17 protein-coding genes are annotated in these 14,484 nt (G+C 69.6%); 7 read left to right on the top strand and 10 right to left on the bottom strand.

The features are described 5' to 3' along the window. Positions 1-423: 423 nt before the first annotated feature. On the top strand, positions 424-1,908 hold the full coding sequence (gene dnaB, locus ACGFYP_RS08425; protein WP_393487998.1) for a replicative DNA helicase: 1,485 nt from the start codon (positions 424-426) through the stop codon (positions 1,906-1,908). Positions 1,909-1,958: 50 nt separating this feature from the next. Here dnaB and ACGFYP_RS08420 read toward each other — a convergent pair whose 3' ends face one another. Beyond that, a complete protein-coding gene (locus ACGFYP_RS08420) occupies positions 1,959-2,645 on the bottom strand; it encodes a DUF4232 domain-containing protein (protein WP_393487996.1) in 687 nt (228 codons plus the stop codon). Between the two features lie 312 nt (positions 2,646-2,957). Between ACGFYP_RS08420 and ACGFYP_RS08415 the strand changes: the two genes are divergently transcribed. Continuing rightward, positions 2,958-4,340, top strand: a complete 1,383-nt coding sequence (locus ACGFYP_RS08415; RefSeq protein WP_393487994.1) for a serine hydrolase domain-containing protein — start codon at positions 2,958-2,960, stop codon at positions 4,338-4,340. A gap of 82 nt (positions 4,341-4,422) precedes the next feature. Here ACGFYP_RS08415 and ACGFYP_RS08410 read toward each other — a convergent pair whose 3' ends face one another. The 4 genes from ACGFYP_RS08410 to ACGFYP_RS08395 all read right to left on the bottom strand — a co-directional run bounded on the left by ACGFYP_RS08410 (position 4,423) and on the right by ACGFYP_RS08395 (position 6,874). Beyond that, positions 4,423-4,875: a GNAT family N-acetyltransferase gene (locus ACGFYP_RS08410; protein WP_393487992.1), complete on the bottom strand. Its 453-nt coding sequence runs from the start codon at positions 4,873-4,875 to the stop codon at positions 4,423-4,425. A 65-nt stretch (positions 4,876-4,940) separates the two neighbouring features. Further along, the gene (locus ACGFYP_RS08405) at positions 4,941-5,399 is read right to left on the bottom strand and encodes a MarR family transcriptional regulator (RefSeq protein WP_361957623.1); all 459 of its coding nucleotides are present in this window, start codon (positions 5,397-5,399) and stop codon (positions 4,941-4,943) included. A gap of 78 nt (positions 5,400-5,477) precedes the next feature. Next, positions 5,478-6,341, bottom strand: coding sequence for a GNAT family N-acetyltransferase (locus ACGFYP_RS08400; RefSeq protein ID WP_393487989.1), 864 nt, complete (start codon positions 6,339-6,341; stop codon positions 5,478-5,480). A gap of 5 nt (positions 6,342-6,346) precedes the next feature. Continuing rightward, positions 6,347-6,874 carry a DUF2269 domain-containing protein gene (locus ACGFYP_RS08395; protein ID WP_393487987.1) on the bottom strand — a complete coding sequence of 176 codons (528 nt, stop codon included), beginning with the start codon at positions 6,872-6,874 and terminating at the stop codon, positions 6,347-6,349. Positions 6,875-6,951: 77 nt separating this feature from the next. Between ACGFYP_RS08395 and ACGFYP_RS08390 the strand changes: the two genes are divergently transcribed. Together ACGFYP_RS08390 and ACGFYP_RS08385 are read left to right on the top strand one after the other, a co-directional pair. Continuing rightward, the gene (locus tag ACGFYP_RS08390) at positions 6,952-7,605 is read left to right on the top strand and encodes an HAD-IB family phosphatase (RefSeq protein ID WP_361957632.1); all 654 of its coding nucleotides are present in this window, start codon (positions 6,952-6,954) and stop codon (positions 7,603-7,605) included. 16 nt (positions 7,606-7,621) lie between these two features. Further along, positions 7,622-8,893: a globin domain-containing protein gene (locus ACGFYP_RS08385; RefSeq protein WP_393487984.1), complete on the top strand. Its 1,272-nt coding sequence runs from the start codon at positions 7,622-7,624 to the stop codon at positions 8,891-8,893. 24 nt (positions 8,894-8,917) lie between these two features. On the opposite strand, the gene ACGFYP_RS08380 is transcribed toward ACGFYP_RS08385, so the two are convergent. The 5 genes from ACGFYP_RS08380 to ACGFYP_RS08360 form a co-directional block, all read right to left on the bottom strand. Continuing rightward, a complete protein-coding gene (locus ACGFYP_RS08380; RefSeq protein ID WP_393487982.1) occupies positions 8,918-9,397 on the bottom strand; it encodes an NUDIX domain-containing protein in 480 nt (159 codons plus the stop codon). A gap of 35 nt (positions 9,398-9,432) precedes the next feature. Continuing rightward, the gene (locus tag ACGFYP_RS08375) at positions 9,433-10,329 is read right to left on the bottom strand and encodes a LysR family transcriptional regulator (RefSeq protein WP_361957638.1); all 897 of its coding nucleotides are present in this window, start codon (positions 10,327-10,329) and stop codon (positions 9,433-9,435) included. 269 nt (positions 10,330-10,598) lie between these two features. Next, positions 10,599-11,771 carry a cystathionine gamma-lyase gene (locus tag ACGFYP_RS08370; protein ID WP_393487979.1) on the bottom strand — a complete coding sequence of 391 codons (1,173 nt, stop codon included), beginning with the start codon at positions 11,769-11,771 and terminating at the stop codon, positions 10,599-10,601. Beyond that, a complete protein-coding gene (locus ACGFYP_RS08365) occupies positions 11,768-12,256 on the bottom strand; it encodes a low molecular weight protein-tyrosine-phosphatase (RefSeq protein ID WP_393487975.1) in 489 nt (162 codons plus the stop codon). Before ACGFYP_RS08365 ends, ACGFYP_RS08370 begins: the two co-directional genes overlap by 4 nt. Before the next feature lie 9 nt (positions 12,257-12,265). After that, on the bottom strand, positions 12,266-12,643 hold the full coding sequence (locus ACGFYP_RS08360; RefSeq protein WP_393487973.1) for a phage holin family protein: 378 nt from the start codon (positions 12,641-12,643) through the stop codon (positions 12,266-12,268). Positions 12,644-12,694: 51 nt separating this feature from the next. Between ACGFYP_RS08360 and ACGFYP_RS08355 the strand changes: the two genes are divergently transcribed. The 3 genes from ACGFYP_RS08355 (at position 12,695) to ACGFYP_RS08345 (ending at position 14,411) form a co-directional block, all read left to right on the top strand. Beyond that, a complete protein-coding gene (locus tag ACGFYP_RS08355; RefSeq protein ID WP_361957647.1) occupies positions 12,695-13,012 on the top strand; it encodes a cupin domain-containing protein in 318 nt (105 codons plus the stop codon). Positions 13,013-13,142: 130 nt separating this feature from the next. Then, complete coding sequence (locus tag ACGFYP_RS08350) at positions 13,143-13,361, top strand: DUF5326 family protein (RefSeq protein WP_361957650.1); 219 nt, start codon at positions 13,143-13,145, stop codon at positions 13,359-13,361. Between the two features lie 279 nt (positions 13,362-13,640). Further along, entirely contained in the window at positions 13,641-14,411 is a 771-nt protein-coding gene (locus ACGFYP_RS08345; RefSeq protein WP_393487969.1) for an IclR family transcriptional regulator, read from the top strand. Positions 14,412-14,484: the final 73 nt, after the last annotated feature.

Here is a 14,484-nt window from a genome sequence, read left to right as displayed (position 1 = left end):
GATCAAATCTAATCTTCCACAGGTAAGAGATGCAATGCAGTAGTGATCCTTACTTAAGCTCGGCGTGGAGCCTGGGGTGTGCGCCGTTTGTTCTGATCTTGGTCCGGAGGGGAAAGTTTTTCTCCCCCACAGCCCGTGGACGGAAGACGTGCAGGTCAGGGCGGTGCTGTGGGGTGCGCTATGAGTTTGTCCACATGGCTGTCCCCCGGTCCGTGCACAGGTTCGGCGGGGTTCTCCACAGCATCTGGTCCTTCACCCACAGGCCCTGTGGATAACCAGATTGGCTGACGGTGCCCGCGGGCCTACCGTGGTCCGGCGCCCGACGCGCCAGAAGCGGAGTCAAAGCCTCTTGTTTGTCCGAGCCGTGGCGTAAGAAAGAGTGGCACGGCTAGGTCCGCGGAGCGGACGGGAGGAGGTGGCTTGGTGAGCATTCCCGAGCCCTTGGACGACCCCTGGGCCGACAGCGGACCGAGCGACCGGCTGCCCGTCGCGCGACCCCGCGGCGAAGGCCGTGGGCGGGGTCGGGGCCGTGACGACCAGCACGACCGCGGCAGCGACAGCGGCCCGTGGGACGGCGGCCTGTCCGGCTTCGAGCGGGTACCCCCGCAGGACCTCGACGCCGAGCAGTCCGTCCTCGGAGGCATGCTGCTCTCCAAGGACGCCATCGCGGACGTCGTGGAGATCATCAAGGGCCACGACTTCTACAAGCCGGCCCACGAGACGGTCTACGCGGCCATCCTCGACCTGTACGCGAAGGGCGAGCCTGCCGACCCGATCACGGTCGGCGCGGAGCTCACCAAACGCGGTGAGATCACGCGCGTCGGCGGTGCCTCGTACCTCCACACGCTCGTCCAGTCGGTACCGACCGCGGCCAACGCGGCGTACTACGCGGAGATCGTCCATGAGCGCGCCGTGCTGCGCCGCCTCGTCGAGGCCGGCACCAAGATCACGCAGATGGGATACGCGGCCGACGGCGATGTCGACGAGATCGTGAACTCGGCACAGGCCGAGATCTACGCGGTCACCGAGCAGCGCACGACCGAGGACTACCTGCCGCTCGGCGACATCATGGAGGGCGCGCTCGACGAGATCGAGGCGATCGGCTCGCGCAGTGGCGAGATGACCGGTGTGCCGACCGGCTTCACCGATCTCGACCAGCTCACCAACGGTCTGCACCCGGGTCAGATGATCATCATCGCGGCCCGACCCGCCATGGGTAAGTCGACGCTCGCGCTGGACTTCGCGCGGGCCTGCTCCATCAAGCACAACCTCCCCAGCGTCATCTTCTCCCTCGAAATGGGCCGCAACGAGATCGCGATGCGCCTGCTCTCGGCGGAGGCCCGGGTCGCGCTGCACCACATGCGCTCCGGCACCATGACCGACGAGGACTGGACCCGGCTGGCGCGACGGATGCCGGACGTCTCCCAGGCCCCGCTCTACATCGACGACTCCCCGAACCTGTCGATGATGGAGATCCGCGCCAAGTGCCGTCGGCTCAAGCAGCGCGCCGGGCTCAAGCTCGTGGTCATCGACTATCTCCAGCTGATGCAGTCCGGCGGCAAACGGTCCGAGAGCCGGCAGCAGGAAGTCTCGGACATGTCGCGAAACCTCAAGCTCCTGGCCAAGGAGCTCGAACTGCCGGTGATCGCGCTCTCCCAGCTGAACCGTGGCCCCGAGCAGCGCACCGACAAGAAGCCGATGGTCTCCGACCTGCGTGAATCCGGCTCGATCGAGCAGGACGCGGACATGGTCATCCTGCTGCACCGCGAGGACGCCTACGAGAAGGAGTCACCGCGCGCGGGCGAGGCGGACATCATCGTGGGCAAGCACCGTAACGGCCCGACGGCGACGATCACGGTGGCCTTCCAGGGCCACTACTCCCGCTTCGTCGACATGGCGCAGACGTGACGGTGCCCCCTGCGTCCGGGCGATCCCGGACGCAGGGGGCAGGCGTGGCCCTAGCCGACCTTGCCGACCGGGCTGATCTGGAGCGGGCGGTTGGGGGAGTCCGGGTTGTCGACCGGGAGGGTGCCGGCGGGCCAGGTGAGGGTGACGGTCTTCGTCTCGTTGGGCGGGGTGACGAGGATCTTGGCCACGCGCACACCGGAGCCGCCGGAGTTGTTGACCGGGAACGTGATGTTGAAGGCGGCGGACTCGCCGTCCTTGATGACGGCGCGCACGGGCTTGTCGCCGTTGCGGGCGACGGACAGGGTGTCGCCCGCCGCCGTCTTCAGGTCCACGCCGGCGAAGCCGTTGATGGTGCAGTCACGGCCGCCGCCGTTCTTGAACTGGACGGTGACGATGCCCTCCGACGTGTCGATCGTGTTGTCGACGGCGCTGATCTCCAGCTCGTCGCTGCGGCAGATGCCGGTCGGCTTCCCGGTGTTGGAGCCCGTGCCCGCGGTGGTGCCCTCGCCGCTGCTCTTGCCGCTCCCGTCGGAGCTGTTGCCCGCGGTGGTGCCTGCGGTGCTGCTGCCGCTGGAGGGCTTGTCCGAGCCGCCGTTGCCGCCCGTCGTGGCGCTGGACGGGGATGCGGAGGACGTGCCGTTCGCACCGGTGGTGTCGCCGTTGCAGGCGGTCAGGGAGAGGGTGCTGACCAGTGTGAGGCCGGCGAGGAGCGACTTGGTGGCGTGCGTGAGCTTCATGGGGTCCCCCGTACTGAGACTGATGGAGATGCGCGGCCGGTCGGCGTTCCGTCCGGCTCGGCAACAGACAATCCGTTCCAGGACGGCGGGGGCAAGGAGGCGCGAGGCATCAGGGATGCTGGGATGCCGAGACGAGTCTGACCTGCGGGAACGCCATCGCCTGGGATGCGGTGGTGGGACACGTCGGCGGACTTCCGCGCCCTGAGACGGTGAGCGAGGGGGCTGCTTCGGTGCTGAACTCGCTTCTCGCCGCGCGGGTATCCGACGGGAAATGTGGTCGACTCGCGCGCGCTCGCGGCGTTGGATCGGTCCATGACCTCACCCTTCGAAGCTCTGCTGCCCAGTACCGAGCGGGCCCTGCTCCACCGCGTGGCCGTCGCCCAGTCCGAGGGGCGCTCGCCCTCGCTCGTCGCGGCCGTGGCCCGCGACGGGAAGATGGTGTGGAGCGGAGCCCGTACTTGTGTCGACGGGCACGCCCCTGACGCCGACACGCAGTACCGGATCGGGTCCCTCACCAAGGTGTTCACCGCCGTCCTGGTGATGCGCCTTCGCGACGAGGGACTGCTCGATCTGAACGACCCGCTGGACAAGCACCTTTCGGGAACGGGCGTCGGAGAGGTGACCATCGCTCAACTCCTCGGGCACAGCGCCGGACTCGCGGCGGAGGCCCCCGCGCCGTGGTGGGAGCGGACGCCCGGGACCGTACGGCCCGAGTTGGCCGATGTGCTCGGTGGCGAGCCGTTCCGCCACCCGGTGGGACGCCGCCACCACTACTCCAACCCCGGGTACACCCTGCTCGGTTCACTGATCGAGGCGGTGCGTGGGGTCTCCTGGGAGGAGGCGCTGCGCATCGAGATCCTGGAACCGCTGGGCCTGACGCGGACGAGCGTCCGACCGGTCGCTCCGCACGCCGGCGGCTGGGCCGTGCACCCGTGGGCCGATGTGATGCTGCCCGAGCCCTCCGAGGACCTGGGGCTGATGGCGCCGGCCGGTCAGCTCTGGTCGACGGCCGAGGACCTCTGCCGCTTCGCCGGCTTCCTCGCCCAGGGCGACGACCGGGTCCTCGGCGCGGCTTCGGTCGAGGAGATGCGTACGCCGGCGGTGGCGCCTGGCGCCGGTGACCGGGAGGGCGGTTACGGTCTTGGCGTTCAGCTGCTGCGCTGGGACGACCGGATGTTGATCGGCCACACGGGATCGTTGCCGGGCTTCGTCGCCTGCCTCTGGGTGAGTGTCGAGGACGGGGTCGCGGCGGTCGCGCTCGCCAATGCCACCTCAGGGCCGCAGATGGCGGCCGTGGCCGGCGAACTCGTACAGATCGTGGCGGAGGCCGAGCCCCGCTTCCCCGAGCCGTGGCGCCCGCTCCCTGAGGCCGAGGTGGACCAGGAGCTGCTGGAGCTGACCGGACCCTGGTACTGGGGGACGTACATGTTCGGGCTGCGCCTCGGTGCGGATCGGAGTGTGACGCTCGAACCGCTGCGCGGTCCCGGCCGGCGGGCGACGTTCCGGGCCTTGCCCGACGGCGGGTGGGTCGGTCTCAACGGCTACTACCTGGGGGAGACACTCCGGGCCGTGCGGCGCCCCGACGGCTCGGTGAGCCATCTCGATCTGGGGTCCTTCGTCTTCACCCGGGAGCCGTACGAGCAGGGCGACGCAGTCCCGGGCGGAGTGGACGAAGCCGGGTGGCGCGGGCTCTGAGCCCGGATGTTTCACGTGAAACGCCGTGGTCGAGGCCGCGTTCTCGGCCACGGCCCTCCGCAGCCTTCCACCGCTCCCGCGATCAGAGGTTCATCTTGAAGCCCAGATGGGTGGCCTCGAACCCGAGCCGCTCGTAGAAGCGGTGGGCGTCCGTGCGCGTGGCGTCGGAGGTCAGCTGGAGGAGTTGGCAGTTCTGACGGAGGGACTCCTCGACGGCCCACTCGATGAGCTGCGTTCCCAGGCCGCTGCCCCGCTCCTGCGCGTGGATGCGGACGCCTTCGATGATCGACCGGGTGGATCCACGGCGGGAGAGCCCCGGAATGATCGTGAGCTGGAGGGTGCCGACCACCGTGGCGCCCCGCACGGCCACCACCAGATGCTGGTGGGGGTCCCGGGCCAGCCGCTCGAAGGCGGCGGTGTACGGAGTGAGGTCGTCGGGGGACTCCCGCTGGGCGCCCAGCGGGTCGTCGGCGAGCATCGCGACGATGTCCGGCAGGTCGCCCGTGGTGGCGGGCCGTATCTCAAGATCGCTCATGAGGCGCAGCGTACGCCTCGCCGCTCGCCCGACCGGCCCCGACGGGAGCCGGTCGGACGAGCCGGTCAGGCGGGAACGTGAAGGCCTTCGACGACGCGGACCAGGGGGGCCAGCTCCGGGTTCTTCGCCGCTTCGTCGAGGGCCTCGCGCAGGGCCCCGTCATTGGTGGGACGGGCCTCCGCGAGCAGCTTCATGCCGGGCTCGGTGACATCCGTGTAGATGCCGCGCCGGTCCGTGGCGCACAGGTAGCGGGTGAGGAGACCTCGGTCCTCCAGGCGGGTCACCAGGCGCGTGGTGGCGCTCTGGCTGAGGACGACGGCGTCCGCGACCTGCTTCATCTGGAGGTGCCCGCCCGGACCGCTGTGCTGGCGGCTGAGCACATCGAGCAGGGAGTACTCGCGCACGCTCAGTCCGTGCTGGGACTCCAGGGCGCGCTCGATGTGGGATTCGATCCTGCCGTGCAGCAGCGAGAGGGCGCACCAGCCCTGGGAGAGGGCGGTGAGGGCGGGGTCGGTCGCGGTCATGGTCTCTCCTCGGTCCGGAGCGGCTTCTCCCAGAGTAGACGAAGAACGCAAAAGCCCGCGTGTGCAATTACCCCGGCTTTATCCCGCTGCCACGGTCAGAGGGGCGAACCGGCGGCTCCAGTCACCCGGAAGGTCGGGCCTGGAGCGCACCATCACCGCGTTGAACATGATCGGCGCGAGCCCGTTCGCCTTGAGCCAGCTCACCAGGGCCGTGTGACGTACGTCGATGTCCGTGCGGAGCGGGCGGTCCGTGGCGGCGGCAAGGGAGGCGACGAGGGCCTGCGCGGTGGCCGTGTCACGGGCGATCAGGGGTCCGACGACATGGGTGCTCATGTTCGGCCAGGCCGCCGCGAAGCCGATGATCTCGCCACCTTCCTCGGCGACGCGGATCTGGTCCGCGAAGGCAGGCAGGCGGGTGAGCATGTGGGTGCGGTCCAAGCCGAAGATCTCGGTGTCCAGGCGGAGGATCGTCTGGAGGTCCTCGGCGGTGGCGGCGCGGGTCGGAATCTCCGGGGCCGGCTCCGCGGCCGTGAAGTGGCCGCTGAGCATTTCGGCGCGGCCTGTCTGGACGAAGCCCAGCTGCTCGTAGAGCGGCTGCCCGTTCGGGGTCGCGTGGAGCGTGAGCGGGGTGTCTCCGGCCTCCGCGATCACATGGCGCATCAGCCGGCGCCCCACGCCCTGGCGGGCGTAGCGCTCGGCGACCAGCACCATGCCGATCGCGGAGAGCTCGGGGCCGTACGAGGTGACCACCGAGGCCGCGACGAGCCCCTTGCCGTCCGGGTCGTCGATGCCGTAGCCGGTCCCCGCGGTCAGCAGGAGGTTCCACTTGTGCTCCTCGCGCTGCCACCCCCGGTCCGCCGAGAGATCGGCGCAGGCGGTGAGGTCCTCGGCGGTGAGGGCCCGGATGGGGAGCTGGTCGAGCGGGGGGAGCGACGTCGGCATGGCGCTCAGGCTGTCTCACGCAGTGATCGTCCGTCCACCGCTTTACGGGAACTGACCGATACCCGCAGCCGACGCCCCCGGCGCGTCAGCCCCCAGGGCTTCAGGACCGAGATCGCGGTCATGAAGAGATAGGCCGCCGTCGACACCGTCGGCGCCGCCACCAGGCTCGCGTCGGGCACGCCTGCTGCCGCCGCTTGCGCGATCTCCGGACGCAGGGCGAAGACGGTCGCGGCCGCGGTGGCCAGGGTGACCCAGAACTTGATCCAGACCCAGCGGTGCCGGGCCAGTCCCCAGGGAGTGCCCAGGGAGAGCACCAGTCCGCTCACCAGCGTCACCACGGCGACAGGCGCGAGCAGCCAGTCCGCGAAGACCTTCATCGCCCGGTAGGCGGCTTCGGTGAGCGAGGGGTCGCCCGTCGTGTAGGCCGTGATGCCGAGCGTCAGCAGTCCCACGCTGAGCCCGAGCCACGCCACGGAGACGGAGACATGGACGACGAGGAGTGCCCGCCGAGCGGGCCGCTGGAGATGTTTCACGTGAAACACCGTGCCGTCCCGCCCCTTCGCTCCGCGTCTGACCGCGGGAGTAACCCCACGTACTAGCCTCGGCGTACATGACGAGTTCCACGGGCAGAGGCAGGCTCCATCTCTTCGATCTCGACGGCACGCTGATCCGTGGGTCGGCGGCCGCGATCGAGATCTCGCGCCAGCTCGGTCTCACCGAGGAGATCGCCGCCCTGGAGCGGGGTTTCCTGGTGGACGGCATGACGCCCGACGAGTTCGCGGTCCAGGCCCACGGGCTCTGGTCCGCCCTCACGCCGGAGCAGGTCACGGCCGCCTTCGAGGGTGCTCCCTGGCTGGCGGGCATTCGCGAGGTCTGGGCGGACATCCACGCCGAGGGCGGGCGCTGCGCCGTCATCTCACTGTCGCCGGACTTCTTCGTCGAGCGGCTCCTCGACTGGGGGGCCGATGCCGCCCATGGCTCCCGCTGGCCGTCGGTACCGTTCACCGCGCCCATCCACCGGCCGGGCATTCTCGACGCGGCGGCGAAGGTGAGCATCACGCGTCGACTCTGCGCGGAGTACGGGCTGGGCCTGGCCGACTGTGTGGCCTACGGCGACTCGATGTCCGACGCGCAGCTCTTCGCCGCCGTTCCGGTCGCCGTGGCCGTCAACGCCGACCGGCACCTGGAGGGTCTTTCGCGCCACTCCTACACCGGGGGCGACCTGCGGGAGGCCTACGACCTGGTCCGAAAGAGCGCAGCCTAGCCGCAGTCGCGGGGTAATGCCCGAGAATTCCACTTTCTGTCCGAACCGGTGGTCGAAGCTGTCAAGCTGCGACGACAAGAGCCGCAGGCGTGAGGCGAGGCAGACGATGGAAGAGGCCGTGCACGACGACGGCGAGGCACCGCCCCGGATAGCTCCAGGACCCTCCGCCGACGCGATCCTCGTTCGCCGCACCCTGGCCGAGATCGCCCCCGTCGCCGACAAGGTGACCTCCTACTTCTACGCCTTGCTCTTCGTCCGCCACCCCGAGCTGCGCGCGATGTTCCCCGCGGCCATGAATACCCAGCGCGACCGCCTCCTCAAGGCGCTGCTGACGGCGGCCGAGCACATGGACAACGTCCCGGTCCTCACCGAGTACCTCCAGAACCTGGGCCGTGGACACCGCAAGTACGGGACCCACTCGACCCACTATCCGGCCGTCGGCGAGGCACTGATCGGCGCGCTGGTCCGGTACGCAACCCTGACCTGGAACGAGGAGACCGAGGCCGCCTGGGTGCGGACGTACACGACGATCTCGCAGATCATGATCGACGCGGCGGCCGAGAACGAGCTCCACGCGCCCGCCTGGTGGCAGGCCGAGGTCGTCTCCCACGATCTGCGGACCCCGGACATCGCGGTGATCACCCTCCGCCCCGACCAGCCGTACTCCTTCCTGGCCGGGCAGTACACGACGCTGGAGACCCCCTGGTGGCCGCGCATATGGCGGCACTACTCCTTCGCCTCTGCGCCACGGCCCGACGGACTGCTCTCCCTGCACGTCAAGGCGGTCCCGGCCGGCTGGGTCTCGAACGCCCTGGTGCACCACGCGCGACCCGGCGACGTCCTGCGCCTCGGGCCGCCCGCCGGCTCGATGACCGTCGACCACTCCACGGACAACGGGCTGCTCTGCCTGGGCGGCGGCACCGGCATAGCCCCCATCAAGGCGCTGGTCGAGGACGTCGCCGAGCACGGGGACCGGCGCCCCGTGGAGGTGTTCTACGGGGCGCGCAATGACCACGACCTGTACGACATCGACACGATGATGCGGCTTCAGAAGACGTACCCCTGGCTGTCGGTGCGGCCGGTCACCGAGGACCAGGGGCAGCTGCCCGACGCCGTGCGTCGGTACGGCCCGTGGAACGAGTACGAGGCCTATCTGTCGGGCCCGCTCGGCATGATCCGGCGCGGGGTGGACACCCTGCGGGGGATCGGCATCCCGGCGGAGCGGATCCGCCATGACTTCCTGGCGGACCTCGCCTCCAGCCGGGCTTCAACGGACCTGGCCTCTTAACCGAGTTTCGCGGACCTCGCCCTCCTAGCCCAGGTCAGGGGCGTGCATGGCGCGGACGCCCTCGATGTTGCCGTCCAGGTAGTGACGCAGGGAGAGCGGCACGAGGTGGACGGCCGCGATGCCCACGCGGGTGAACGGCACCCGGACGATCTCGTACTCGCCCACAGGTTCGTCGATCTCGGGGCCGTGCCGGAGCGAGAGGTCCATCGATTCGAGTCGGCAGACGAAGAAGTGCTGGACCTTCACTCCCGAGACACCGCCGTCGACGATGTGCTCGACGGTGTCGACGAAGCAGGGGACCACATCGGTGACCTTGGCGCCGAGCTCCTCGTGCACCTCGCGGTGCAGGGCTTCGACGACGGTCGTGTCGGAGGGCTCGACCCCGCCACCGGGCGTCAGCCAGTAGGGATCGACCCCCGGCTTCGTGCGCTTGATGAGGATGAGGTCGTTTCCATCGAGCAGAATGGCGCGTGCGGTGCGCTTGACCACAGGACGTTCGGTCATGGGAAGAAAATGGCCCGCCGCGGGTGTCCTGAAACTCACCAGTCCGCAGAGGCTCGCAGGAGCCACTCGTGGGCCCTCGCGAGGTGCGGGAGGGCGAGCGTCCCCGCGCGGACGACCAGGAAGTAGGTCCGCAGCGGCGGCACCGGCGGATCGAGCAGCGCCACCAGGCGGCCCTGCTCCAGCGCCTCTTCGCACAGATAGCGGGGCAGGACGGCGAGGCCCGCCCCGGCGGCGGTGGATTCAAGGACGGCCCGCAGGTCGGGTGCCACGACGGTGGCGGCCGCGGCCGGCTTGGTCTCGAAGACGGCCGCCCAGTAGCGGGAGACGAAGGGCAGCGACTCGTGCACCTCCACCACCGGCAGCTGTTCCAGGACCACGGCGCCCTTGCGCAGCAGCATGTCGGGTGCCAGCCGGGCCGCCCAGCGCGGCGCGGCGACCAGCACGTGCTCCTCGTCGCAGAGGGGCGTGGAGCCGAAGAAACCCCCGCGCGGGCGGGCGGTGGCGATGGCGAGATCGTGGTGGCCGGCGGCGAGACCGTCGAGGATCTCCTCCGTCGTGGCGGGGAAGGAGGCCCGTACGGCGAGCCCTTGGGAGACCAGCGGGGTGAGGGCGGGCAGGGCGCGCGCCGAGGTGAACTCGGGAGGCCCGGCGAGATGGAGGGTGCGGACCCCGTTGTCCTCGTCGAGCCCGGTCTCGGCGATCTCCACGAGCGCGTCCAGATGCGGGGCTGCGCGGTGGGCGAGCTCGTCGCCGATGGTGGTGGGGGTGACCCCACGGGCCTGTCTGAGGAAGAGCGGCCGGCCCAGCTGCCGCTCCAGGGTGCGGATCTGGCTGGTGACAGCGGGCTGGGAGAGTCCGAGAAGCGCCGCAGCGCGGGTGAAGGAGCCGGCCCGGTGCACCGTGACGAAGGTGCGCAGCAGGGCGAGATCCATGTCCGCCCCCTCCCGGCCGGTGCGGCCGTTCGACTCAGGCGGTCGGCTGACGGCGCCTCAGGACCGTCCAACTATAAATAAGTCGATAGGTCTCTGTCGCTACCGTGATTGGACACTGACGCAGAGTCAACTAGCCTTGTTCAGGCGGTTCTCCGCGCAAGGAAGACGGGGCGTTCCGAGCCACGAGGGGGGAGGCTCGGAGCGCCCCGACTCCGCGTGCGCGCTCAGCGGACCGAGGTTGCGTGCTCAGTGAATCGGAAGCCGCCTGCTCAGCGGACCGCGCCCCTCTCCGCCGCGTCGAGGGCGCGCAGCACATCCGCGATCAGATCCTCGGGGTCCTCCGCCCCGACGGAGAAGCGGATGAAACCCTCAGGAACGGCGTCGCCGCCCCACCGCCCGCGCCGCTCGGCCGTCGAGCGCACCCCGCCGAAGCTCGTCGCGTCGTCCACCAGGCGCAGCCCGCCCAGGAACCGCTCGGCCCGGTCCCGGTCGGGGAGCACGAAGGACACCACGGGCCCGAAGCGCCGCATCTGGGCCGCCGCCACCGTGTGCGAAGGGTCGTCCGGCAGCCCGGGATACCGCAGCCCGGTCACCTCACCCCGCTTGCCCAGGGCCTCCGCGAGAGCCAGTGCGGAGGAGCACTGCCGGTCGATGCGGAGCTGGAGCGTGGCCAGGGAGCGGTGGGCGAGCCAGGCCTCCATGGGGCCGGGGATCGCGCCGACGACCTTGCGCCAGCGCCGTACCTCCGCCGCGCGCAGCGGATCACGGCAGCTGACATGGCCGAGGAGGATGTCGCCGTGCCCGGTCATGCCCTTGGTGTCGCTGGCGACGGAGAAGTCCGCGCCGAGCTCCAGGGGGCGCTGACCGAGCGGTGTGGCCAGGGTGTTGTCGACGGCGACCAGCGCCCCGCCCTCGTGCGCCGCCCGCACCAGACGGCGGATGTCGCAGACGTCGAGCCCCGGGTTGGAGGGCGTCTCGATCCACAGCAGCCGCGCGCCCTCCAGTACGGACAGTTGGGCATCGCCGCCGGTCGGCGCGGTGCGGACCTCGATCCCGTACGCCCGGAGCTGCTCGTGGAGCAGCGGCAGCGCCTGGTAGCCGTCCTCCGGCATGACGACCGCGTCGCCGGACTTCAACTGGGAGAAGAGGACGGCGGAGATGGCGGCCATGCCCGAGGCGAAGACGAGGGTCTCGACGCCCGGCTCCCCCGGCGCCTCCAGCTCGCCGATGGCACGTTCCAGATGGGTCCAGGTGGGGTTCTCGTCCCGCCCGTACGTATAGGGGCCGGTGGGGTCGCCCGGCAGATGGAAGTGGGCGGCGAAGACCGGCCCCGGCAGCGTCGGTTCGTACTTCACGGGCTCGGGAAGTCCCGCCCGCACCGTCCGTGTCCCGTCGCCGACGGCGCCGAGGTCATCGGCGCCGTCGAACGTGTCCGTGCTCATACCGCCCGTTCCTCCACACTCTCGCGTACGGCGGCCAGCAGTCCTTCGCTCGCCGCCTCCACCATCTCAAGGCACTCCTCGAAGCCGTCCGTCCCGCCGTAGTACGGGTCCGGCACGTCGAGGTCCTCGGCCGCCGGGTCGTACGAGCGCAGCAGCCGCACCTTCGCCGCGTCCTCGGGCGTCGGGGCGAGCCGCCGTAGCGCCCGCAGGTGCCCCTCGTCGAGGGCGACGACCAGGTCGAGCGCGGGGAACCAGGAGGCACGGAACTGGCGTGCGGAGTGCCCCGAGGCGTAGCCGTGGTCCTCCAGGACGGCGACGGTACGCGGGTCGGCGGCGTCGCCCTCGTGCCAGCCGCCCGTGCCCGCGCTGTCCACCTCGACGGTGTCCGCCAGGCCGGCCTCCTCCACGCGGGCGCGGAAGACGGACTCGGCCATCGGCGAGCGGCAGATGTTGCCGGTGCAGACGAAACAGACGCGGTAGGTCATCGTGCGCACTCAGTCCCTGTCGGGGAGCACGACGTTGAGCGCCCAGGAGACGACGGAGATGATCAGGCCGCCGAGGACGGCGGTCCAGAAGCCCTCGACATGGAAGCTCAGGTCGAGCTTGTCGGCCAGCCAGGAGGTGAGCATCAGCATCAGGGCGTTGATCACCAGCGTGATCAGGCCGAGGGTGAGGATGAACAGCGGAAGCGAGATCAGCTTGACGATCGGCTTCACCACGACGTTCACCAGCCCGAAAACCAGGGCGACGAGGATCAGCGTCCAGGCCTTGTTGGCGGTGCTGTCACCGGTCAGGGTGATGTCCTGGACCAGCCAGATGGCCACTCCCAGGGCGCCCGCGTTCGCGAGTGTCTTGACTACAAAATTCATCATGTGTCTGATCGTGGCAGACACGATCGGGCCAAGGGCAGGGGCGAACGCACGATGAAGGCATTCCGGCTGGACGAACTCGAGGCGGAGCGCGCCGCCAACGACGGCGCGTACCTTCAGTTCCTGCGGGAGCGGAACATGTCCGTCGGTCTGTACGCGCTCGACGCCGGCTCGCTCGACCCCCAACAGCCGCACGGTCAGGACGAGGTGTACTTCGTCGTCAGCGGGCGGGCCGCGATCACGGTGGGGATGGAGACGACGCAGGTGGCGCGGGGCAGTGTCGTCTACGTGCCGGCCGGGGTGGCCCACAAGTTCCACCACATCACCGAGGACCTGCGAGTCATGGTGGTCTTCTCGCCGCCGGAGGCCTGAATTCCCCTAGGGGGTGGATCAGGGGAGAGCAAGGGCTCCGAAGCCCCCGTGGCACAGGTGCCGCACCTAGCATCGAAGGTGTCCGGCGCAGAGTGCGCGGGACGGACTCTTCGGAGATGAGGTAAGCGCGATGGCGGTACGAGAGATTCTCGCGGGGATGCCCTGGTGGGTGAAATGGGTCGCTATACCCGTCATCGCCCTGTTCGTCTTCGGTGGACTGATCACCAGCATCGCGACGCTCGTGATCGGACTGCTCTTCAAGGTGCTGGTCTTCGTCGCCCTCGTCGGTGGACTGGTCTACGTCGTACGGAAGTTCATGTCCTCCTCGACCTCGCGCGAGGACTGGTAGCACGTACTACCGACCGGTATGGGCCGGGCGGCCGGGCGTTAGCCCGGCCGAGGGACGCGGCGCTGGAAACCACGGTCAGGCCTGGGAGCTGCCATTAGGGTGGAAAATCTCTGCCGCCCCGGGGAAAACCGGCCAGCCTTCCGCGCTGATCCGTGGATGTCCCACCTGTCCCGGGCGGGTCCGCCATCGGACCCCACCGGTTTCCCAGGTCGCGGCGGGCGCGGGGGCGGCCCCCGCGGGCGGGTGTACGACACCCGTCGTCACGCCTGGGGGTGACCTTTGGCCACGGCTACGCAGTCCGCCGTTCCTACGCTGATCGGCTCGGTACAGCGAGCGCTGAGACTATTGGAGGCCGTGGGCTCCCACGAGGACGGGGCCCCTGCCAAGCAACTGGCGCGTGAGGCCGGACTCCCGCTGCCCACCGCGTACCACCTGCTCCGCACCCTGACGCACGAGGGCTATCTGCGCCGTGAGAAGGGTGTGTTCGTCCTCGGCGACGCAGCCGGGCGTCTCGCCGGTGGCGGAGTTCTGCAGAATCGTCGCACCAAGATCGAAGACTCCCTCGCGCACTGGCGCGACGAGATCGGGGTCCCCGTCTACTTCGCGATCTACCGCGAGGGCGAGATCGAGCTCGTCGCCGTCGCCGACACCCCCTCGGCGCCCGCCGTGGACGAGTGGGCCGACTTCCGCGAGACGGGGCACGCGCATGCGATCGGGCAGTGCCTGCTCAGCCAACTGGATCTGAAGAGTCGTCAAGACCACCTCGACCGCCATCCGGTGGAAGCCATCACGCCGTATACGGTGCGTAACCGGAGTGCGCTTTTGGATCGTTTGGGCGGTATGGGGCGAATGGAGCCCCTGGTGGAGCGTCAGGAATATGCGCTCGGCACGGTCTGTGCCGCGATCCCCATCACCGCGGGGTCCACGGCGGCCGCGATGGCGATTTCCCTCCCCCTTCACCAGGAAGAACGGTTGCTGCCCGCAGTCGATCGGCTACGCAATGAGATCGGAAGGCTCCTCAGCTCCTTCGCGTTCTCTATCAGTATCTGAAAAATCACTCCTTGTGATCTGCTAGCCCTTCCAGCACGATTGCGTCAAGAGGGCCATGGGGGATCATTCCTGG

The organism is Streptomyces sp. NPDC048370, assembly GCF_043200825.1.
Lineage (GTDB): Bacteria > Actinomycetota > Actinomycetes > Streptomycetales > Streptomycetaceae > Streptomyces.
Note: the sequence above shows the minus strand (reverse complement) of the source record. Positions and strands in the feature narration are given on the sequence as shown.

Bases quoted from the DNA above. Each gene is read 5' to 3' on its own strand.
- ACGFYP_RS08420 (WP_393487996.1), bottom strand. From the start codon at position 2,645: ATGAAGCTCACGCACGCCACCAAGTCGCTCCTCGCCGGCCTCACACTG.
- ACGFYP_RS08415 (WP_393487994.1), top strand. From the start codon at position 2,958: ATGACCTCACCCTTCGAAGCTCTGCTGCCCAGTACCGAGCGGGCCCTG.
- ACGFYP_RS08410 (WP_393487992.1), bottom strand. From the start codon at position 4,875: ATGAGCGATCTTGAGATACGGCCCGCCACCACGGGCGACCTGCCGGAC.
- ACGFYP_RS08405 (WP_361957623.1), bottom strand. From the start codon at position 5,399: ATGACCGCGACCGACCCCGCCCTCACCGCCCTCTCCCAGGGCTGGTGC.
- ACGFYP_RS08400 (WP_393487989.1), bottom strand. From the start codon at position 6,341: ATGCCGACGTCGCTCCCCCCGCTCGACCAGCTCCCCATCCGGGCCCTC.
- ACGFYP_RS08390 (WP_361957632.1), top strand. From the start codon at position 6,952: ATGACGAGTTCCACGGGCAGAGGCAGGCTCCATCTCTTCGATCTCGAC.
- ACGFYP_RS08385 (WP_393487984.1), top strand. From the start codon at position 7,622: ATGCCCGAGAATTCCACTTTCTGTCCGAACCGGTGGTCGAAGCTGTCA.
- ACGFYP_RS08380 (WP_393487982.1), bottom strand. From the start codon at position 9,397: ATGACCGAACGTCCTGTGGTCAAGCGCACCGCACGCGCCATTCTGCTC.
- ACGFYP_RS08375 (WP_361957638.1), bottom strand. From the start codon at position 10,329: ATGGATCTCGCCCTGCTGCGCACCTTCGTCACGGTGCACCGGGCCGGC.
- ACGFYP_RS08370 (WP_393487979.1), bottom strand. From the start codon at position 11,771: ATGAGCACGGACACGTTCGACGGCGCCGATGACCTCGGCGCCGTCGGC.
- ACGFYP_RS08365 (WP_393487975.1), bottom strand. From the start codon at position 12,256: ATGACCTACCGCGTCTGTTTCGTCTGCACCGGCAACATCTGCCGCTCG.
- ACGFYP_RS08360 (WP_393487973.1), bottom strand. From the start codon at position 12,643: ATGATGAATTTTGTAGTCAAGACACTCGCGAACGCGGGCGCCCTGGGA.
- ACGFYP_RS08355 (WP_361957647.1), top strand. From the start codon at position 12,695: ATGAAGGCATTCCGGCTGGACGAACTCGAGGCGGAGCGCGCCGCCAAC.
- ACGFYP_RS08350 (WP_361957650.1), top strand. From the start codon at position 13,143: ATGGCGGTACGAGAGATTCTCGCGGGGATGCCCTGGTGGGTGAAATGG.